This window comes from Arthrobacter psychrolactophilus, assembly GCF_003219795.1.
Lineage (GTDB): Bacteria > Actinomycetota > Actinomycetes > Actinomycetales > Micrococcaceae > Specibacter > Specibacter psychrolactophilus.
Map to the genome: position 1 here is coordinate 1 of NZ_QJVC01000019.1, position 20,295 is coordinate 20,295.

Below are 20,295 nucleotides of genomic sequence, written 5' to 3' on the forward strand. Positions count from 1 at the left end.
TCACCAACTACGTCGCCAGATCACTGCTGGAATCAGGCGGATTCAGACCGAAACTACACTCTCAATTCTGAAGAGCCAGTTTTCCCTTCACTCCAAGGGCTGCCTCGGATCGTTTCAACCGACTCTCACTCACCTCCAGCTGGCGACGCAAACGAGCGATCTCTGCCTGCTCACCGGACAGCTTCCCGATCTTCTCCCCGGCCTTCTTGCCCTGCAGGACGCCGGCGTCGCGTAGCTTGCGCCACTCGACCATCTGGGAGGAATACAGCCCCTGCTCCCGCAGGAACACGCCGCCTTCGTGGCGGGCGCAGGCTTCCTCGTACTGGGCCAACAATTCAAGTTTTTGCGTGGGGGTGAACGACCTACGAGGGGTCGGTCCACCGGCCCGCGGTCCGGAAATACTCATGGATCCATCTTGGCGTACTTCAGCCAAAACTAGACTAGACATAATGATGGGTTTCCTGGTTCTCGCCCTACGCGATCGAGCCGATTTGCTCTGTCACCGTGGTACCGCTCCAGCCTGACACGTAGGGTGCCGACTGCGCTCACTGAACTCAAAACACTCGGCCGGACCCTGAAACGACGAGCCGATGATGTGCTGGCCTACTTCGACCGGCCAGGGACCTCAAACGGTCCCACTGAAGCGATTAATGGAAGATTGGAACACCTCCGAGGCTCTGCCCTCGGCTTCCGCAACCTCACCAACTACGTCGCCAGATCACTGCTGGAATCAGGCGGATTCAGACCGAAACTACACTCTCAATTCTGAAGAGCCCCTATACCGTTCAAGCATTGATGTGGTCGTTGGACCGATGGAAAACCGAGGCATAGCCAGATATCGTTTGTGTATGAATGCTTCGGCTTGGGTAAGGGGACAAACCCTAGGCTGCTCGATGCGGCGTGTTGCAGGCTCTGTACCTAGGACTCGGCACAGCTGATCAGTTACACAGCCCTCAAGTACCTGATCAGCTTAGAGAAGGCCGCTCACGCAGGGAGGCATTCCGTACATCTGGAGCTGCCTTGGCAGGCTTCGGCCACCTAAACGCACCTCACAAAAAATCGAAGCCAGAATACGCCTGAGAACCCTGTCCCCATGATCCGAGAATAGGTATTATCATGTGGCACAAAGCAAATTGTTCGAAATGGAACTAGATCTTTACTGTGATATTAAATTCCAGCAGCTGCTGGATAAACTCTTGAATCTGCCATCGGACTATAGCTATGTCAATTCCGTACTCCGAAGCAAAAGATCGGGCAATTTCTTCAACAGTATTGACGGCGTCAATACTGTACCAAATAGCAGCCGCAATATCCTCCAGTATCACCGGCTGCCCACAGTCCGGTGGAAGAATCACGACCCTTTTACCGCACTCACTCTCAACAATTCCCAGAGCATCATTAGCCCTGAAAACATCGTTCATTTCCACGATCATGTGCGACATCCTCTTCTTAAAATTACTTCCTCGGCACGTGAACATCTAATTGCCTCTGCTATGCACGTGATATAAAATTCACTTACTTCGCCCGTAATATCTGCGCAGTGCCGTAAAAGTTTTGGGGGCGTCCTTTATGAATTGGCGACATCTCTTCCATCCAAGATTCAATTTCGCCCATATATTGGAATCCATTGTAAATTCTCCCATTGATTTCGAAATGAGCGATCGAGTACTCGGAAACATCGCACTCTTAATCAACCTAACTTTATCCTTAAATGGGGATTCAATTATATCAATAATTCTTAGCGCGCCCACGGACGAAGAGATCTTCTGGGCCCGCCATTCTGCTGACTCCTGCGGCCAGTCGATTAAATCTAGATTTGGATCGAGAGAGAGTAGAAAAGGTCGTATTTCAGCCAAGCAAGAAAGTGCAATACCTCTATCTGAGAGTTGATTCGCCAAGTGGTCTGCGGTATTCTCAATCAGGAAATGGAACTCAGCTTGGTCCAGAGGTTTCCACGGATTCCGCAAACAATTTAAAGCTTGGATTATTCTGGCATCTAACTCAGAGACTGTTATAATATCTTGGTTCGCTATTTTAACAGTCTGCTTTTGCTCCCAAAGCAGATCAAATGTCTTTTGAGTATCCCCAGAGAAACCGGGGAACCGATGATGGACATCAATATCGACTGGCCATTGTGAATTAAAATAAGTACTCGAATGGTTGGCATAGTGTCCGCCAAGATCATCGGATCTCAATTCCCAGCCACTTCCTTCCAAGTCGGCGCAAAATTGCTTATGAAAAGATGGACTTACTAGTACATCGAGGTCTGAAGCAGGCCGTAACGGCCTGATACCCAATGCCATAAAAGCATCACCCTTTATAGCTAGCAGCGGAACGGACCTTCTTAGCGCCAGTCTCTGACATAGAACGGCCGCCAACTTCGTGGCTTCAACGGAACTAAGCCGCTCAGAATTAGTATCGCTCATGATTCTTTCCATTCTTTTGAGCACATATTCTTTGATAAATCATTTGATGTTCATTGAATCGGACTAGATTCTTGTTATCTTGTTATCTTGTTATCTTGTTATCTTGTTATCTTGTTATCTTGTTATCTTGTTATCTTGTTATCGTGCCCTTCAGAGAAACAAGGATTCTGATTGCTTTTCTGGTGATGAATTGAATGTCTTGATATCTAGGAATGTAGAAATCAAGTGGAGAAATCTTAAATAATCTCCAGCTAAAGTAAATGTTCATGTTTGCGGCTATAAAGTTTCCAACTACAGTTGCCAAAGCCGCCCCAAACGCGCCAAGAATTGGGAGTAATATAAGCAGTAGGATAATGTTTGTAACTGCGGCCACGAGAAGAGATGTACTCCGTTTACCTGGATAGCCTCGTGAGCTAAGTATTGCGCCGGCAACTGAGCCAGGAACGCCGACCACATTTGCAATTATTAGTATGATAACCAATGGAATAGACGGGGAAAAATCGGAACCAAAGAGTCTGATAAACCATAAAGGAATTGTTGCGGAAATAACTATTCCCACAATTGCAGATATTAGTAGACTGCACCGTGCGCTCATTGTTGCCCGTGCCGTCTTCTGTTGAGCCGAGTCCGCCGCCAAGGTGACATCTCTGACTGCATTATTGGCTAAAAGTGAAGCATCAGATACATTGACTGCTATTACGTAATACCCCAGTTGTGAGACGCTGGCGAGTGGGGTCATAAGAACTTGAGAAATCCTAGTCAGTAGGATCCCGGAAAGGGATCCAATCCATATTCTTCCGCCAAAACTAAACATATCCTTAAGTCGAATTGTTCTTTCTGCTCCGGCGGGAATAGTGCCACGGTTCCTGAGGAGGGCGAAGTAGACAAGGCCGCTGGCTACTGCTGACAACGCTGTTACAAGTACCGCTGAGGTTACTGTAAGGGCATCCATTAGGGAAAGTATCAAAAAGACTACAAGCTTTGTAAACTCTGTGAGGCAGCGTTCGATAGTTACTAGTGTCCATCGGTGAAGGCCTGACGCCAATCCACGAAAAATACCGACAATTAGTGTGCCTGGTAGTATCAGCCCGGCAAGACCAATGAGGGACGCAAGGTTTGGATCTGACCCAGCAAGTAGAGATGATGTCAATGCCACGACAAGAGTGCCTGTGAGTCCAGTGAGAAGTTGGACCAACAGGACTGGACGAAGCAGGTACCTGATTATGTTTGGTTGCGCGGCTACGTAATGGACGACAGCTTGCGGAAGTCCGAGCGCAAATATTGCTACTGCCAACATGAGAGGTGCCGTAGCTGCAGCCACTTCTCCTCGTCCATCAACTCCCAGGGAATTGGCCAGGATGGGAGCGGAAACAATTGCCGCCATTGGCACAAAGAGGTAACTGAACGCAGTAATAGCCATGTGACGGCTTACATTTCCTGGATCACTGCCTGCCGTAGTTGTACTCATGGAGCAACCTGCTGGGCGCAATTATTTCTTGGAAGAGATTTTGGGTGAGACTTCAGTGAGCATGCCGACAGAGCCACGAGTAACCATAGAAGGGATGCAACTGAGCTCTGCACCGTACCGCCGCTGTATGACTGAAATTGGATAAAAACCGCAGTGAAGGCAACGGCGCTGCCTGGAATTCCCTTCTTCTTACTTCGAATCCTAGTGAAAGCGATAGTCGTCATTGCCAAGAAGTATAAGAAAATCGGAACTACTCCGTAGTCAACTGCATATGTAAGGCCGGCACTTTCAAAACTAGTGGTCAGTCTAGCGGTTTCCAACAGATCGTAGCTATGCGTGGCGCCTCCACCGAAGAAGAAATAGTCAGGCCAGACATCACCAAAAAGATCATAGGCTAGAAGACGTACACGCGTTGACCCAGAATCGTCTTCAAACCGGCCAAATGCGCCTTTGAAGATTGTGCCGTTGAGAACTAGTGAAACGGCGCCGGCGAGAACGCCAAGAAGAAAGATTCGGGTTATCCAACCGACGGGTCCGGCCAAGACGATCCACGCGACTAGAACCGCAGCGACGATCAGACCTACTCTAGAGCCAGTACAAACTACAGGAAGTAAAAAGAATAGTGGCAGAAAGATTCGAAGCGCAGTGTTACTTAGACCAACTGATAAAGCTATTCCCGCGCACATCAGAATTGAGAGCATGATTGGGTGGTCAGTCGAACCGATTGACCTACTAATAGTTTCTGACCACCAGTACTGTCGAGCGTAGTAGGCATCAAAAAGAATAGCCGACTTAGTTAAATATTGAGCTATTCCGAGTGCACCCTGAGCGACAGCAATAACCAAAACCATATTTCGAAGAGTTGTCAAAAAACTCAGATTCTTATTATTCTCACCCATAATGAGAATTGCAAGCATTATTGGGCATACAAAAATATAAACCAGAGATCCGACGCCACGAAGTTCACCGCCGACTACGGTAACTGCAAATGCCACCAATAGAAATAATCCGAGTGTAAGGAATGCCACTGGATATTTCTTCAAAACAAATTGGACTCCATGCTTTCCATCGAAAAATCTCAAGACAAAAGTGACAAGAATAAGCCAAGTCCCTGGGTGCATGCTCGGTATAGGACCCAGCCCCTGAGATGGGACTCCGGTGAATAGTTCAGCTGCTACCCAGGGTATGCAGAAAAGAAGAGTTGTCGCCACGATTATCGGGACGTGAGTTCGCCGTCCAGAAAAAATATTTATGATAGCGCATATCGCAAGCCATAGAACAAATTGCATTGTTATACCTTGTTGATCGCTTCGACGTCGCCTGCAATCGATTCAACCAAATCGCGTGAGTAGGCTGATTGAATCATTAGATCGTTACCGTCACCTTCATGGTTTCTTTTAAAAAGCGCATTGGCCTGTGAACCAAGTAACATAAGGAAATTCTTCGGTGAGGAAGTTACTTGCCGAGTTCTAACTCCTGCCATCACAGCAGTTGAATGGAGCCATATATCGTCTGCATGCCAGTAGTTGTCTGTAAAATCCTCTCCCCGATTTCTCAGCGCTCGCTGGACGGTGGGGGGGTATATGACGCCTCCGGTTCCGGTAGAAAATGTTGCGAAGGACGGTTCTATTGATCCAGATAACTTCCAATTGGAATACTTTTCAATTATCGGTAATTCGGATCCAGTGAGACTGATCTGACGGGCGCGATGGGAAACAATGCAATTCTTTGAGGAAAGGTATTCTTTATACAACGAATCCAGCCAGTTGGTAGGATAGAAGATATCATCGTCGGCCGTTACTAAAGGCGCGGCACTATCGTCATCTGTGCTGAGTATGTATGGGAAGTATTTCTTGTGTGGCCCATAATTTAAGCAATGAATTATCTCTAACCCCCTGTTTTGCAACCGCCGCAGGGAAGATGGCAGATTCTCGAATACTTCGATTTCATCTATCCAGAGAATAATTCTTTTAGGCTGTTTCCTGCCCGCAAAAATACTCTCGATCGTTAGAAATACAGAATTGGTTCTTTGGCCATAACTTGTGAGAGAAACAACGAGTTCAAGATCCCCTCGAAGTGACTTTTTATGGAATCTATTGACTATTTGATACTTTGAGGTGAGCCAAAGCATCTGTACTAGGCGTTTACTCCGATTAGGGACACGCCGCACCTGGCGAAGGATATTATTCAAGGTCATCGTTCTAGAGTCACCGTCCGCCTACGGTGATTTGTCATAGACGTGGCCACAATTGAGAGGAATCTAGGTCCCTTAAACAAATATCTTGGCGCTAAACGCCGGAACTCTTGGCTAAGTCTCCAAACCCACTCTAATCCTGCACGCTGTGCAGCGATTGGAGCGCGCTTCTTAGCTTCCGCGGCAAAATCAACTGCGGCGCCAGCTCCGATATAAACTGCAGCTGGCAACACGTCTTTCCAATGCAGGAACCACGATTCTTGTTTTGGTGCGCCTAGACAGAGAAAGACTACATCTGGGTCGAAATCCTCCAGTAATAGGATGGCTTCTCGACCTCTGGGGTCTTCTGCCGAACTAAGCATAGGCATAGGAACGGCTTTGATGGAGGCATTTGGATACTTACGCTGTAGATTATCTGCAGCTTTCGCTAGGATTTCATCATTGCCACCTGTAATGGCGACTCGCCAATTATTCCTCGCACTCGCGGCCGAGACTGACTCTATGAGGTCTGCGCCGGTTACCCTATGAATGTTTTTGGCGCCTAGGGCTCGAAGTGCCCACACCACAGGCATGCCATCTATTACTCGAAGTGACGCTCGCTCATAAGCAGAAGTAAGCGGGTTGCCTAAGTCTAGATCGACAATATGGTCGATGTTAGCTGTGACTACTAGATGTGCCTCGGAATCTCGGGCTAATTCTGCAATAGTAATTAATGCGGCATCCATATCACCTTGATGGACGGGACTGTTCAAGAGGAAGGACATACCCTCTCGAACACTTAGTGTGGCTCCCTGGGTCATTTTCTCTTCCCAAATGTAGTTTTATACATCGCATCCAGTACGGAATCTATCTTTTGCGAAATTAGACTTGAATTTTCTGATTCCTGATCGATCAGTGTTCCAACTGTTTTATGTGAGAGGTCACGTGCATGGGTTCGTGATGGCTCGAGTCCAAATACCGACAAGTAGTCACGGAATTTGAAATCGGGCTCTCCGCTTTCGTCTCTAAACTCGAGTAGGGTCGTGGGAGTGTCCAAGGCATGTGCAAAAATATATCCATGAAGACTGGAGGAGGCGACGAACGGGGCCTGACGCACAGCACGTGCAACTTCCGCTGGAGGTGTATTGGGAAGTATTACATCCCAACCTTCACTGCGGAGTGCTTTGAGGGAACTTCGACCGGATTTAGAGTTCAGTACCTCAAAGTGTGGGATTAGTACTGGCATAGCAGATTGGCGCTCATGATTTGGTTTTGAAAAGACCGAACGCGCCAGGAGGCCTGGATCACCAATTGCGGCCTCAGGTGGAAGGCCAACCTCTTTAGCAGTCAAGTGGCCTCGAACACCAATGAAATTACATGAAGGATCAGGAGATTCATCTGTTGCTAGTGGTCGCCTGAGGCCGGATCCGATAATGGTACCGCTGAAACCGGACCGTATAGCTGAATTCAGAACGGAGCCTATTCCCAAGTATTCTGCTTTAGCTGGTTGGCGCCACCGAAAAGACTCTCCAGTGAGTTCCTGAAGAAAATGTCTGCTGACTTCGTCTCCAAAATTCGACACATTTCTGTTGGCAATTGCTAAGTGTGCCCATGCAGTCCCGTACTTTGCGGTGCTGATAGCCATATCGCGAGCAGATGAAAAAGGTTTCCACCAATAAAGTGAAGATGTAACTGTCATACTGATGGTTTACCTATCGACTCGAGGATTAAGGTCCAATTCGCTGACTATGGATTCGGTGAGCTGTTGTAGCTCGTCAAGAAAAGATGCCTCCCTGCGTTCAGGCGCGGCGGAAGCGCGAGGGAGAAATAGCTTTCTGATGCGGAAATTTAGGCGGTCTTTTAACGGGGCATGCATTTTAGACTTCAGCGGACCGGTAAAATGGCGGATATGATCGTCTAACGTATCATCTGATGAGTTGTTCCAACGGCTATCGATAATATGAACGCCACCATTGATTGATTCGACATAAATAATGTTTCCATTTTCAAACCGAAGGTTAGCCCGAGCTTTTGCAGGAATATTCTCGACGACACTTGCCACAACGCGTTCAAGGAACTGATTCGCTGTTACCGAGTTCTCTGCAAAAATTACTCCTGAGTTAAGTCTCCCGCTTCTTCCTAGCGACATACAGATTTTTCCATCTGATTTTGCTAGCTCTGTAGTGAAATCGGGTGCGCTCTTGGAGACTCGACAATCGGCGTCGATATATGCAACTGCGTCGTATCCAGCTTTGAGGGCTGCATCTAGCAATGTGACTTTGAGCCATGCTGCAAACGCAGGGTCACTCACAGTTGGCTTAGTAACCACACGGAAATCGGCCCCGATGCGGTCAGCGTATTCTCGTTGTGAATCTAGACACATTCGGTAGCCAATATCATAACCGTTGAGGCCGATACTAAACACAAGTGTATTCATGGTGTTTCCCTTTAATTGTAAATCGTAATTATTGACTAAGTGGGATACCTATTCCCTGATAAGTCCAGCCATTTGCTCGCCAATCTTCCGGATTGATTGCGTTACGCCCGTCTAGGATTACTCGATCGTCAACAAGATTTCCGATGGTACCGGGATCGAGCTGCGTGTATTCATCCCACTCTGTAAGGAGGAGTACCGCATTTGCATTAGTAACAGAGATTTTTAGATCTCTTTCATATTTGAGCTCTGGAAATCTCTTCATTGCATTTGCGAGACCTTCCGGATCAGTAACAGTGACGTTGGCTCCTTGAAGCTGTAACTGAGCAGCGATGCTTAGCGCAGGGGAGTCCCTGACATCGTCACTGTTAGGTTTGAACGTTGCGCCGAGGACAGTTATACGTTTACCGATCAATGAGCCTCCGCAAAGTTCGCGGGTGCGCTCCACGACTTTCGAACGTCGGCGCATGTTGATGGCATCCACTTCACGTAAGAAGGTGAGTGCTTGATCTGCGCCGAGTTCACCTGCACGGGCCATAAATGCTCGGATGTCCTTGGGGAGACAGCCGCCTCCAAACCCGATTCCTGCGTTTAGGAATTTACGGCCAATTCGATCGTCCATGCCGATAGCGTCGGCCAACGAGGTAACATCTGCGCCGGCAACTTCACAGACCTCCGCCATAGCATTGATGAAGGAAATCTTAGTTGCTAGGAATGAATTTGCGGCACTCTTGACTAGCTCAGCTGTTGCATAATTCACTATCAATCGGGGGGTGCCTACAGCGAGGGCAGCTTCATATACGTGATCCAAGATTGATGCTGCTAAATGCCCTTTTTCGTCCTGGGAAATACCGTAGACAAGGCGGTCAGGTGTCAATGTGTCTTGGACGGCATGGCCTTCTCGTAAGAATTCGGGATTCCAGACAAGATGAGTCTCGGGTGCCCCGTGTTCGATGAGGGCAGCGATTCGCGAGGCGGTGCCGACGGGAACCGTGGATTTTCCAACAGCGACAGAACCTGGACGCATGTGTGGGATGAGCGCACTGAAAGCAGCGTCGACGTATTGGATATCGGCTGCATACTCACCTGATTTCTGAGGCGTACCGACACAGACAAAATGAACATCTGAATCCGAAATATCCGACATTTTAGTGCTGAATTGAAGACGCCCGGCCGAAAGAGCTTCATCTAAAAGTTCCGGTAGACCTGGTTCGAAGAATGGGGCATGTCCAGATTGAAGAGCTGTTACTTTATTGATATCGGTGTCGATTCCGATGACTTCATGCCCAAGTTTCGCCATGGACGCTGCATGGACTGCGCCTAGGTAGCCACAGCCAATAACCGAGATTTTCATAGTTTCCTTAGTCGTCTTGCGATTTCGTGAAGTCATTAGTAAGCGCCGTCAACCTTGATGACAGCTTTGAGGGTCTTGAGGAGGATGAGGATATCTCCTGCAAACGACCAATTTTCAACGTAGTAGAGATCGAGCCTAACTGTGTCCTCCCATGAAAGGTCGGAACGGCCGCTAACCTGCCAAAGACCGGTAATGCCCGGCTTGACCATGAATCGACGGTGGACATGTTTCTCGTAAGATTCAGCCTCTGATTCGAGGGGTGGACGTGGACCCACCAAGCTCATATTTCCCACAAGTACGTTCCAGAGCTGGGGAAGCTCATCGAGGCTAAACCTGCGCATCCATTTTCCTGCGTTGGTCACTCGCGGGTCATTCTTCATTTTGAACATGACACCGTTTCCATCCGATTGTTCCGAAAGGACAGCCACTTGAGCCTCTGCATCGACAACCATTGAACGGAATTTGAGCATCTTAAAGATGCTGCCCTTCAATCCAACTCGAGGTTGCTTGAAAAGAACGGGGCCTCTATCCGAACTCACAATAATGGCGAGAACCAGAAGGACAGGCGACAATACAATAAGCAGCAATGATGCCGAAACGATGTCAAATACTCGTTTCGCGAACTGGGCCCCAGAGCTAAATTGTGGCGTGGATACATGTACTAGAGGAAGCCCTGCTACTGGCTGAACATGAACACGCGGTCCAGCAATGTCGGTGAGCGCTGGCGCCATGATGAGCCTGATTCGTAAGTCGGCTAGGGCCCAACCCAGATCACGGATTTCCTTGGGCGACATGGTGACTCCAGCAGACAAAGCAACGGTGTCCGCATCGTGGGTCGCGATGGATTCCAAAATAGCTTCCACGGATTCACCGGTACCAGCAAGCTTCGTTCCTAGAGTCAATTCTGACAGGGAATGCGCCGCCGACAACCCAGGAATATGAGCGGCTATCGGGAGGAACCCGGCGGAAGGCTGACGTGTCAGTGAGCGAGCCAAGTGGGTAGCAGCTTGGGGCCCCGCGACCACGAGTACACGAGCTGACGAATGACCATACTGTCGTTTCTTATGGAGCATTTGCCGTTGTATCCAACGTGCCAAAAGAATTCCCAAACTGCCGATTGGAAGTGCGAGGAGAACGTATCCTCGGGCCGTTTCAAGGCCAAACGCGTAAGAGAATATCGCAATCGTTCCGAACAACCATGTTGTTGCGGTAAGTACCAATTTAAATTCGTCAGTTCCAGATCCGACGATACGAATCTTTCGGCTGTCCCATGCGCCCAGCATGATGTACCAAATCAGACCCAGAATGACTCCGCACAACCAATATGAAATAGTCAGGCGACCGATCTGCAGGTCTGATTTTTCAAAGCCAAATCGTACCAGCTGAGCCGCCAAGAGGGCCCAGACGATGATTGTCCCATCGACCCAACGAAGCCTTCTAACGTAGGCTTGACGCCAGTTCCTGCACTCGGCTTTCGAATCGAAGGATTTATTGCCATCCGTTAACGTTTCTGAGAGCTCTTCGCTCTCCAATGATCCATACCCCAATTGAACTCCACGCTTCAGCCAAATAGCTCGAAAGCCCTGACTCAGTTGGCACTACACGACAAATGAATCAGAGCGATTTTTATCTGTAATGCCTAATACCCAGCAATTAACAGCCCTCTCAAAGAATGATACAGGAGGATTGTCAGAGGATTGTCAGAGGATTGCCGGACTCTACTAGGTGAGGCATCGTTGATGAAGGTGAGCATTGAAGGTGAGATGATGGGAGCACTATTTTTTGCCGGTCGAGTAGAGGGTTTCACACGTGAGTAGTCCGTTGGAAGAAGTCATGGGTTCGCGCGCCCAACAGAGGGAAGCCCTCAGAGACAAACGCCACACTCGTAGAAACGTTCTCTTGGTATTCCTAGCATTTGTTGTTCTTGCAGCCGTGATTGCTGGTGCCTTCGTTTTTAACCTGGCACATTCCTTTGACAGCAAAACCCAAAAAATTGAACAGGCTTTTCCGTCTGAATCGCTCCGGCCCACTAAAGCTGCCGCAGCCGCAGAGGTCACGAATATTCTGGTGCTAGGCAGCGACAGCCGTGGAGACGGTCTGGATCTAGCCGAAGAAGGCGCCGGGTCAAACCAGCGCTCAGACACCATGATGATGGTTCATATTCCGTCCGATCACAAGAGTGTTTACACAATGTCCATCATGAGGGACACCTGGGTAGATATTCCGGGACATGGCCAAGCGAAGATCAATGCGGCCATGGCTTTTGGCGGGGTCCCGCTTGTAGTTCAGACGCTCGAGGGAATGTTTGACTCCCGGATTGACCATGTCATGATGGTCGATTTTGAGGGTTTCAAGGCCATCACTGATTCGGTGGGTGGGGTGGAGATCGATAATCCGATCGCATTCAAGAGCAGCCATGAAGCCGGGCACATGTTTATCCGGGGCCTGCAGACCTTGTCGGGTGACCAGGCTTTGGCTTTTGTCCGTGAGCGCTACGCCTTTACCGATGGTGACTACCAGCGTGTGAGGAACCAGCAGATATTCCTTAAGGCACTATTCTCCGAGGTTCTCACGCCGGCAACACTGGCGAACCCGGTAAAAATTACGAGCCTGGTCGATGAGTTCTCACCCTATGTGAGTGTGGACAAAACACTCAACGCAACCTCGATTGCTGGCTTGGCCCTCAAATTGAAGAATGTGCGATCAAGTGACATTAAGTCGTTCACCTTGCCCAACCTTGGCACGGGAACATCTGCAGATCGACAGTCAATTGTCATCAATGATGAGAAGTCTGTGCAAGAGATCGCTCAGGTCATGAAGGAAGATCAGCTGGGCTCTTACTTGGACGTCAAGGGATTATTGGGCTAGATAAGTTTGGATCGTCTGGGGCATCGGCGGCTATTTGCTGAGCCGCCGATGCCCCAGGTAAAAGGCCAGAGCTCCTAACCCGGCACCTATTGAGTTGGCGAGAATATCCAGCCCCGTAGCATAGCGATCTGGAAGAGACGTTGCCTGTGTCAATTCGATCAGGCACGAGACGAGCATCCCGGCAATGACTCCCAAGAAACCATTCTTAAACCAGATGGACGCAATGAGTCCCATGGGTATAAACATAGCGATATTGGCGGTAAATTCAACAAAATTATAGTCAATAAAACGGGGCGTGCCGTGGCGATGGAGCCAGCTGAGCACGGCGTTAAGCGTTCCTGATGCCGGACGGTCTACTGGTGTTGGCCAAAAAACAACGAGCAATACAGCCAAGAGATACAAGATGGCCGCGGCCATGGCGATTCGGTGGTGACGCTTGATCATCTATTTCAGTCTTCTTGGGGGCAGAGTCTCTTGCGAGTTTAGCGCTAGTGACTTGTAGTCGTGTCAGTGCCTGGCTGGAAGACATCGGGGACGCCGTCACCATCGGCATCCACTGACTCTACATAGGCGATCTTTCGGTAGTGGCGGTTACGGCTGCGCAGCACGACAGAAGCCAGCAGCGCTGAGACGATTGACCCGGCGAGAATGGCAACCTTGGCGTGACTGTAATGAGGCGAATCATCACCAAAGCTGAGCTCACTGATCAAGAGCGAGACGGTGAAGCCGACTCCCGCGAGAAGCGCTAAACCTGCCACATCAACCCACGCGAGACCGTCATCAAGTTCCGCCTTGCTGGTCTTCGTCACTAGCCAAGTGGCACCAAAGACGCCGATGAACTTTCCTGCCACGAGCGCCAAGACAATTCCAATGGCGACGCTGTCTGTGAAAGCGCTCTTGAGCCCTGCAAGTCCACCCAGGGCAACTCCCGCGGAGAAGAACGCAAACAGTGGTACAGCGAAGCCTGCTGAAATTGGTCGCATGATGTGCTCAAAGTGTTCAGCCATTCCAGGGCCTGCCTCCGGACCGCCATTCTTCAGACTGCGAATCACGGGGACAGCGAATCCGAGGAGGACGCCGGCAACCGTCGCGTGGACGCCCGAGGCATGAACCAATGCCCAGGTGGCTGCGGCGAGAGGGATGAGCAAGTACCAAGCCCGAATTCGTTTCTGCACCAGCCAAGTGAAGGCAAGCAACGGCAGAACTGCCAACGCAAGGTATTGGAAGTGCATTTCTCCCGGATAGAACACGGCGATGATAGCGATGGCGATCAAGTCATCTACGACGGCAAGGGTCAACAAGAAGGTACGCAAAGCGCTTGGCAGATGCGTGCTGATGACCGCCAAAACGGCCAAGGCAAAGGCGATGTCCGTAGCGGTGGGTATGGCCCATCCCTTGAGGACCTCTGGTCCGGCCGAGTAATTCACGAGGGCGAAAATCACCGCGGGAACAATGACTCCGCCGACGGCTGCCGTGATGGGGACAACGGCGCGGGCGGGATTCCTAAGATCCCCGGCAACAAATTCGCGTTTGAGTTCAAGCCCGGCAACAAAGAAGAAGATTGCGAGGAGGCCATCCGCAGCCCAAGTACCCAGACTCAGGTTCAAATGCAGGAATTCGGGACCGACTTTGAAGTCACGGAGATTAAAGTATGCGTCCGCAATGGGGGAGTTAGCCCAGACAAGGGCAAGAACGGTTGCCGCCAACAACAATGCGCCGCCCACTGTTTCTGAGCGAAGGATGGTGCTGATCCGAAGGGATTCGCTGTAGCTACCACGGCTGAAGATCCGGAGCCGGTTCGATGATTTCATAGGTGCAAGTGCTCTCGATTGAACTGAGTGGGACAAAACGCCTTGGGGTCACCAAAGACATCGCCGACCAGACTTCCCGGCACACCTGAGTTCTACATTACAGGGTGTGGAACTCTCGGAGGGACCGCAGTGGGAAATTCATGAAAGTGCCTCATCTCAGTTGCGAACAGCAGAGAATTATCCTCAACGTAATGATTGATGTAGCAATCGCATGTTGTTCCAATGTGGGCTTGAGTGGGAATGATTGCCTACTGGGGGCATGATCTTTAGATTAAGGACCACTCATGAAAAAGGTTATGAAGGCAGCCATTGCGGCTGGCGCAGCAAGCGCACTCCTGCTCGGGGGAGCAGGAACCTACGCGCTGTGGAATGGCACAGACGACATTAACGCAGGAACCGTGACAACTGGCCACCTGACACTCGATGCCACAGCTGCAGGTGTTTGGTCGGACGCGAGCACGGACGCCGCGAATACCACATTCAATCCGGCCACCGATCGGCTCGTTCCAGGCGACACTGTCACCTTTGAGCAGACCGTCAGTATCTCCGCCGAGGGAAAGAACTTGAAGGGGGCCTTGGAAGTTGGAACCCTGAATGCTGTTCCGGTGGCCTTGGCCGGCCAGGTCTCCGTTGACTTGGCCGCTGATGCCACCGCCGCGGGTCTGAGCAAAGTGGGTAACGTTATTTCCTTTGCCGCTCCCGGAAATTACGACATTCCCGTCACGATCACAGTGACCTTCGATGCCGGAACCGCGGGCTCGACCCCGGTCGGGACCATGGATCAGGCCCTCGACCTCGGCGCTTTGACGCTGAACCTCAACCAGGTTCGCTAACCGCCGGCTGATACCGCTCAAACCGGTTGCGTAGAATCCTCTCGATCGCCATTGCGGCGGCCGTGCTCGTGGTGCTCTTTGCCAGCGCCCAAGGCACGGCCGCACTTTGGCGTGCCGAGGGACAGCTGCAACCGGGAACCGTCACCACCGGGTCATTGGCGCTGACAGCGGGCGACGGGGTTAGCTCGGCTCAAGATTTTCCCTTCGCCGGATTGAACGCCTCCGCACTACTTCCTGGTGGTTATACTCAGGCACCGCTGGTACTAAGCAATGCCGGCTCTGTGGACCTGGGCTACACCTTGGCTGGAGCGGTTTCGCAAACGCCAAGCCCGACTCCTGCAGACAATGAATTGGCTGCACGGGTACAGCTGATCATCTTCGCCGTGGCTGGCCAAAGCAGTTGTACACCAACATCGGCCATCCTTGGCACACCTCTCTATACAGGGCCGTTGCTCAGCACCGCCGCATTTTCACAACGCAGAACACTCACAGCCCAAGGCAGTCCAGCTGCGGCAGAAACACTGTGCGTTCGGCTCGCCTTGCCCGCCAATGCTCCGCAAGCGGCGGCCGGTGGGCGTGTGGCACTTGTCTTGTCATGGCGAGGTGAGCAGCAATGAGTGCCGTGAACCGAGAAGCTGTGGTGAGTGGCCGCCGTCGAGCTTCCCCTCAGGAAGAACGAACCGGAGTGATGTGGTGGCTGGGACAGATCGTGTCCTGGCTGATCTTGCTGAGCGTCCTCGCCGTCGCGGCCGTCATGATTGTCGTTCCAAGAGTGGGAGGTGCCACGGCCTACACGGTGTTGACCGGTTCCATGGAGCCCGGGATGCCGCCCGGCAGTCTGGCAGTGGTGCGGCCCGTGGATCCGGCGCACTTGCGCACGGGCGACGTCATCACCTATCAGTTGAGATCGGGGGAGCCCGCCGTGGTCACGCACCGCATTGTGGGTGTTGGGGCGACGACGCGAGGCGAGCTGCGGTTCACGACGCGTGGTGACGCCAATTCGGCCGAGGATCCTCCCGTGCAGCCGGAGCAGATCCGCGGCCGCCTGTGGTACCAAATGCCCTGGCTTGGCTACGTCAATACGGCCCTGACGGGGTCGCAGCGGCAGTGGCTCAGCGTGGCGATTGCCGCCGGGCTGTTTGGCTATGCGGCGTTGATGTTAGGCAGTGCCTGGCGCGAGCGACGTGAAAGGAGCAGGCAATCGTGACCGCGGCAGTTTCGCGTGCCAGAACTTTGGCCTTAGCACTTGTGGTTTCCGCGGCGCTCTTATTAAGTCCGACGGCGGCCACAGCCTCTGTCCTTCCTCTCACGACGCGTGGGGCTGAGCAGGCGATTTTTTCCTATAGTTCCGACGGGGTGGCATTTTCCGCGGCAGTGCCGGCGCTTTTTGCCGATGTGCCCAAGCTAGTCCCCGGGGAGAGTATCGACAAGGATCTATGGGTGCGTAATGACAATGACGCCAGCTATCACGTGTCCCTCGGTGCCCAGTCTGCGGAACTGTTGGGGGACAAGAACGAGGTGAGGCTGTCGTCGTCGTCCGTTCTGAGTCTGGAACCGGGTGAGATGGGAGTCCTGCAACTGAGGCTCTCGCTTCCGGAGCTGGCCGATAATACAAGCCAAGGCCGAAGCTGGCACGTGGGGCTGCGCTTCCAGACGAGCGAGATCGTGCCCGTCCGGAACACTGAACTGGGCCACACGGGTGGAATCTCGGCCGCCTGGCAACTGGCGATTCTGACATTGCTGGGAGGCTGTGGATTGCTCTGGGGTATTCGGAGAAGGAAGAGTTCACACACAGTGGGGGAGGAAACATAATGAAGAGGACTCAGTCGGCGCGCCGTTCGATGCAGATTAAGGCCATGCTCTCCCTCGGCATGCTGGTGGGATTGGGTGCGGTCTCAACGCTGGCTTCGTGGACGGGTGGAGCCACGGCCACGGCGCACATTACTGCGGCGACGGTTTCGCTGGGGATTGGAGGGACGGCCGGCGGCGCCACGACATACACGGTGCCCATCACAGGCAGCAATTGGTATCCGGGGATGAGCCAGGCGCAGAAACTCGTGGTGACAAATACCAGCACCGTGGCGGTTCCGTACTCTATCTCCGGAAGCTTCACGGATGTCCCTGCCGCGGGGCTGGGGCTGGCCATGACCCTGCTGGTCAGTGATGGCGCGGTCCAAGGAACAACGTCGAATGCCACCTGTTCCGGGGCTCAGATTCTCAAGAAAGACGCGATGGCCGCATTTACCGCCCCCGTTAACCGTGGCTCATTGGCGGCGGGGGCTTCCGATACCTTCTGCGTGCAGTACCAGCTGCCATTGGGGGCGGCTAATACGCTTCAGGGCGCCACCACCTCGATGACCTTGACGTTTACTGCCACGGTGGGGTCTTGAGATGCGCCATGTAAATAGGCATGCGCGGATCGGCCGGGCCAAGGCTTCGACGGCGCTGGGAGATCGACTGACCCGATGGGCCTTTAATGGCGGAGCGATTCTCGGCTCCGTGTGTCTGGTGTTCGTGGCGCTGACACTGATCTTTGGGCTCAAACCCTTGATTTTCACCTCGGGATCCATGAGTCCCGGGATCCCGACGGGTTCGCTAGCTTTGGCCGTCCCTATGCCAGCTGCTGATACCGTTCCCGGGCAGGTGGTGTCTGTGGTGAACACGCAGGGCTCGCGGATCACACACCGGGTGGTGACTGCTGCCGATGGAGCGCTGGTACTCAAGGGTGACGCCAACGCCCTGGCCGACCTGGAACCGTACACGGTGGATTCAGTGGATAAGGTGCTCTTTAGCGTTCCCGGGTTGGGCTTTGTGATCAGTTGGTTCAGCCAGCCCTGGGTTGCTTTCCTCGCCGGGCTCCTATGCGCACTCCTGATCGTCAAAGCGTTCATCCTGCGTGACTCAGAAGATCGAGGCAGGGATGGATCACAAGACGGACCGGGGCGCCACAGACACCGTAAGGAACAACGCGCTCGCCAATGGCTAGGAACAGGCGCGCTCGTCACCGCCATTGCGCTCGCGGTTCCGCTGGGCGTTGCCGGGACGATCCATCCGACGCAGGCAGCTTTTGAAGGAAAAGCCGTCGCTAGTGCCACTCTTGCGGCGGCCGTTATGCCAGCCCCTAGCGGGCTGGGGTGCCAGGATCCCGCGAGTGGAAATAAGTCGGTTACGGTCAATTGGGTGGCACCAAGCAACGTTCCGGTGGCCGTTGATCACTACAAAATCACAGTGACGGTGGGCGGGAAAACTAGCGTGGGAACTGTTCCAGCAAGCGCCACATCGCAGATACTGTCATTGACGGACGCGCAGGGACTCTTAGGTGGTCTTTTGGCGCTGCTCGGGAATCTTCTGGATTTCCTTTTGACTGGCCCGAAGTCCGTGGGCGTGAGCGTGGTGGCGGTTTACTCTGGGGGTTGGGAGTCTACGGCCATTTCAAACAGCAGTTTGGCGGAAATTTCTTCCTATGCTCTGGTGTCGACAAGGATTCTTTGTAATTAGTTACCAGGACGTTGGTGGCGCGAGCCCCGGCGAGGAGTGTCTGGTGGTGCCCTCGGGGGGCGAACTTCAGGGTGAATTTGGGACCGCTTCCACGTTGAGGGCAGTGGCAAAGGATAAGTTCGAATCACCAGTGCCTAGGCGTCGTGGAGGATTTGTCCTCCTTCGGAAGCGGAACACGAGCCCCAGAACTCTAACCTCCTAATGGCATGTTGGATCCTTGTTTCTCAACCCACATTCCGGCCTTTTCAGAAAGTAACCCCCATCATGTCAAATGAAGGACATGCAGCGACTTCCTCTCGCCGCACCATTGTCAAAGGCGCAGCCTGGTCTGTCCCCGTCATCGCCGCAGCCATCGCTGCCCCCGCCGCATCGGCATCTGATCGTGTAGAGCTGAGCAACTACGACTGGTATTTCGGGCAGAACCAGGTGGGGTCTGAAGGCAATCGAACCCTGGTGGCCTCGACGAACATCAACGTCAACAAGTCTGATAGTTCGCTACCGAACGTTCCCTTTACCGTGGTCTACACCATCGCCTACAAGGCGTACTCGGACGCAGCCAAGACAGCGCTAATAGCGACGGACGAGGTTACGTTTGCTCCAGTGGCTTATAGCGGAGCGAACCAGGAGACGTCGACGCCTCTCGCGTGGACGCACGAGTTCACGGCTGACGAGTGGCCGCCGTCAGGTGGCAATATCTGGATTGAATACCTTGTCACCATGGCCCTGGCAACCACCGCTACGTCTCCCGTGCAAACCATGGTGATCGGCCATGCCGATGGTTACGGTTCGACGAACCCCTACACCGCGAGTGGTTACGTTAGCAGCTGGTAAGCAAAAGCTAGTTTTACACGGGCGCAAACGCCTTAAAGTCTGACGGCGCACAACGTGAGTTGTGCGCCGTCGAGCTTTAAGAGCTTAGGAGTGCGTGTTCAGCCATTCCTGAGCCAGCGTGGCCTGCAGGTTCAGTGCGCGGCCAATCACGGGCTCGGCAGCGGAGGCAATCTTGGCGCCGAGGAACGGCACGCCCGACTTGACCTCACCCGTGAGCTCCACAACCGTGGACTCGCCGCCGGCTACGAGCTTCTGCACGGCCGAAACATCCACAGGAGCCTTAGCCACCGAAAGCTTGATCGAGTTGGTGCGGGAACCATCTGCCGCCGGCGCGCTCCAGGACTCATCCTGAGTGACTGTCAGCGAGTCGCCAACGAACTTCTTGACGATGTCCGGCATGCGTGTGGTGGGCAGCGTGCGCACGGTCTTGGTAGTGAATGCGGCTGTGGTGGGACCGCTGATGGTGAATGACAACAGCTCACCGCCTACGGTTTCGCTAACGTGCTTGATGAAATCAGCATTGGTAAAAACATCGGTCACGTTCTGAGCCGTGGCTGAAAGGGTCGTTGAGGCGGCAAGCGCCATGGTTCCTCCAAGAT

General features: G+C 52.6%; 22 protein-coding genes and 1 pseudogene. 9 read left to right on the forward strand and 14 right to left on the reverse strand.

Going from position 1 to position 20,295, the window contains the following annotated elements; translation table 11 throughout:
* Positions 1-79: 79 nt before the first annotated feature.
* Positions 80-406 (reverse strand): annotated as a pseudogene (locus CVS30_RS14400) (transposase); the annotation flags it as partial.
* Positions 407-496: 90 nt separating this feature from the next.
* Between CVS30_RS14400 and CVS30_RS14405 the strand changes: the two are divergent.
* On the forward strand, positions 497-769 hold the full coding sequence (locus CVS30_RS14405; protein ID WP_370801107.1) for a transposase: 273 nt from the start codon (positions 497-499) through the stop codon (positions 767-769).
* A 379-nt stretch (positions 770-1,148) separates the two neighbouring features.
* Here CVS30_RS14405 and CVS30_RS14410 read toward each other — a convergent pair whose 3' ends face one another.
* From CVS30_RS14410 to CVS30_RS14440, 10 genes are all read right to left on the reverse strand, one after another.
* Positions 1,149-1,433: a PqqD family protein gene (locus CVS30_RS14410; RefSeq protein ID WP_181419816.1), complete on the reverse strand. Its 285-nt coding sequence runs from the start codon at positions 1,431-1,433 to the stop codon at positions 1,149-1,151.
* 78 nt (positions 1,434-1,511) lie between these two features.
* Positions 1,512-2,426 (reverse strand): nucleotidyltransferase family protein, encoded by a 915-nt coding sequence (locus CVS30_RS14415; protein ID WP_181419817.1) that lies wholly within the window; start codon positions 2,424-2,426, stop codon positions 1,512-1,514.
* A gap of 130 nt (positions 2,427-2,556) precedes the next feature.
* Complete coding sequence (locus CVS30_RS14420) at positions 2,557-3,894, reverse strand: oligosaccharide flippase family protein (RefSeq protein WP_110486141.1); 1,338 nt, start codon at positions 3,892-3,894, stop codon at positions 2,557-2,559.
* On the reverse strand, positions 3,891-4,976 hold the full coding sequence (locus CVS30_RS17820; RefSeq protein ID WP_146233408.1) for a hypothetical protein: 1,086 nt from the start codon (positions 4,974-4,976) through the stop codon (positions 3,891-3,893). The genes CVS30_RS14420 and CVS30_RS17820 overlap by 4 nt, the downstream gene beginning before the upstream one ends.
* A 209-nt stretch (positions 4,977-5,185) precedes the next feature.
* Positions 5,186-6,091, reverse strand: a complete 906-nt coding sequence (locus tag CVS30_RS17825) for a glycosyltransferase family 2 protein (RefSeq protein WP_146233409.1) — start codon at positions 6,089-6,091, stop codon at positions 5,186-5,188.
* The gene (locus CVS30_RS18585; protein WP_110486143.1) at positions 6,088-6,888 is read right to left on the reverse strand and encodes a WecB/TagA/CpsF family glycosyltransferase; all 801 of its coding nucleotides are present in this window, start codon (positions 6,886-6,888) and stop codon (positions 6,088-6,090) included. Before CVS30_RS18585 ends, CVS30_RS17825 begins: the two co-directional genes overlap by 4 nt.
* Complete coding sequence (locus tag CVS30_RS14430; RefSeq protein ID WP_110486145.1) at positions 6,885-7,766, reverse strand: polysaccharide pyruvyl transferase family protein; 882 nt, start codon at positions 7,764-7,766, stop codon at positions 6,885-6,887. Before CVS30_RS14430 ends, CVS30_RS18585 begins: the two co-directional genes overlap by 4 nt.
* A 9-nt stretch (positions 7,767-7,775) precedes the next feature.
* Complete coding sequence (locus CVS30_RS17830; protein WP_146233410.1) at positions 7,776-8,504, reverse strand: hypothetical protein; 729 nt, start codon at positions 8,502-8,504, stop codon at positions 7,776-7,778.
* 28 nt (positions 8,505-8,532) lie between these two features.
* Positions 8,533-9,855 carry a UDP-glucose dehydrogenase family protein gene (locus tag CVS30_RS14435; protein WP_110486147.1) on the reverse strand — a complete coding sequence of 441 codons (1,323 nt, stop codon included), beginning with the start codon at positions 9,853-9,855 and terminating at the stop codon, positions 8,533-8,535.
* Positions 9,856-9,890: 35 nt separating this feature from the next.
* Complete coding sequence (locus CVS30_RS14440) at positions 9,891-11,387, reverse strand: sugar transferase (protein ID WP_110486149.1); 1,497 nt, start codon at positions 11,385-11,387, stop codon at positions 9,891-9,893.
* A 367-nt stretch (positions 11,388-11,754) separates the two neighbouring features.
* Here CVS30_RS14440 and CVS30_RS14445 point away from each other — a divergent pair, with 367 nt between their 5' ends.
* Positions 11,755-12,723 carry an LCP family protein gene (locus CVS30_RS14445; RefSeq protein ID WP_245934623.1) on the forward strand — a complete coding sequence of 323 codons (969 nt, stop codon included), beginning with the start codon at positions 11,755-11,757 and terminating at the stop codon, positions 12,721-12,723.
* Between the two features lie 30 nt (positions 12,724-12,753).
* Here the strand turns inward: CVS30_RS14445 and CVS30_RS14450 are convergent, their stop codons facing one another.
* Together CVS30_RS14450 and nhaA are read right to left on the reverse strand one after the other, a co-directional pair.
* Complete coding sequence (locus CVS30_RS14450) at positions 12,754-13,167, reverse strand: VanZ family protein (RefSeq protein WP_110486153.1); 414 nt, start codon at positions 13,165-13,167, stop codon at positions 12,754-12,756.
* A gap of 44 nt (positions 13,168-13,211) precedes the next feature.
* Positions 13,212-14,534, reverse strand: a complete 1,323-nt coding sequence (gene nhaA, locus CVS30_RS14455; protein WP_110486155.1) for a Na+/H+ antiporter NhaA — start codon at positions 14,532-14,534, stop codon at positions 13,212-13,214.
* Between the two features lie 284 nt (positions 14,535-14,818).
* Between nhaA and CVS30_RS14460 the strand changes: the two genes are divergently transcribed.
* From CVS30_RS14460 to CVS30_RS14490, 7 genes are all read left to right on the forward strand, one after another.
* Positions 14,819-15,367 (forward strand): alternate-type signal peptide domain-containing protein, encoded by a 549-nt coding sequence (locus CVS30_RS14460; protein ID WP_110486157.1) that lies wholly within the window; start codon positions 14,819-14,821, stop codon positions 15,365-15,367.
* Between the two features lie 26 nt (positions 15,368-15,393).
* Positions 15,394-15,984, forward strand: coding sequence for a hypothetical protein (locus CVS30_RS14465; protein WP_146233411.1), 591 nt, complete (start codon positions 15,394-15,396; stop codon positions 15,982-15,984).
* Positions 15,981-16,574, forward strand: a complete 594-nt coding sequence (locus CVS30_RS14470) for a signal peptidase I (protein ID WP_110486161.1) — start codon at positions 15,981-15,983, stop codon at positions 16,572-16,574. The genes CVS30_RS14465 and CVS30_RS14470 overlap by 4 nt, the downstream gene beginning before the upstream one ends.
* Positions 16,571-17,179 carry a hypothetical protein gene (locus tag CVS30_RS14475; RefSeq protein WP_110486163.1) on the forward strand — a complete coding sequence of 203 codons (609 nt, stop codon included), beginning with the start codon at positions 16,571-16,573 and terminating at the stop codon, positions 17,177-17,179. Before CVS30_RS14470 ends, CVS30_RS14475 begins: the two co-directional genes overlap by 4 nt.
* Positions 17,179-17,757 carry a hypothetical protein gene (locus CVS30_RS14480; protein ID WP_110486165.1) on the forward strand — a complete coding sequence of 193 codons (579 nt, stop codon included), beginning with the start codon at positions 17,179-17,181 and terminating at the stop codon, positions 17,755-17,757. The genes CVS30_RS14475 and CVS30_RS14480 overlap by 1 nt, the downstream gene beginning before the upstream one ends.
* A gap of 1 nt (position 17,758) precedes the next feature.
* Positions 17,759-18,865 (forward strand): S24/S26 family peptidase, encoded by a 1,107-nt coding sequence (locus CVS30_RS14485; protein ID WP_110486167.1) that lies wholly within the window; start codon positions 17,759-17,761, stop codon positions 18,863-18,865.
* Between the two features lie 264 nt (positions 18,866-19,129).
* A complete protein-coding gene (locus tag CVS30_RS14490; protein ID WP_110486170.1) occupies positions 19,130-19,696 on the forward strand; it encodes a hypothetical protein in 567 nt (188 codons plus the stop codon).
* A gap of 84 nt (positions 19,697-19,780) precedes the next feature.
* Here the strand turns inward: CVS30_RS14490 and CVS30_RS14495 are convergent, their stop codons facing one another.
* On the reverse strand, positions 19,781-20,281 hold the full coding sequence (locus CVS30_RS14495) for a DUF2505 domain-containing protein (protein ID WP_110486172.1): 501 nt from the start codon (positions 20,279-20,281) through the stop codon (positions 19,781-19,783).
* Positions 20,282-20,295 lie beyond the last annotated feature (14 nt).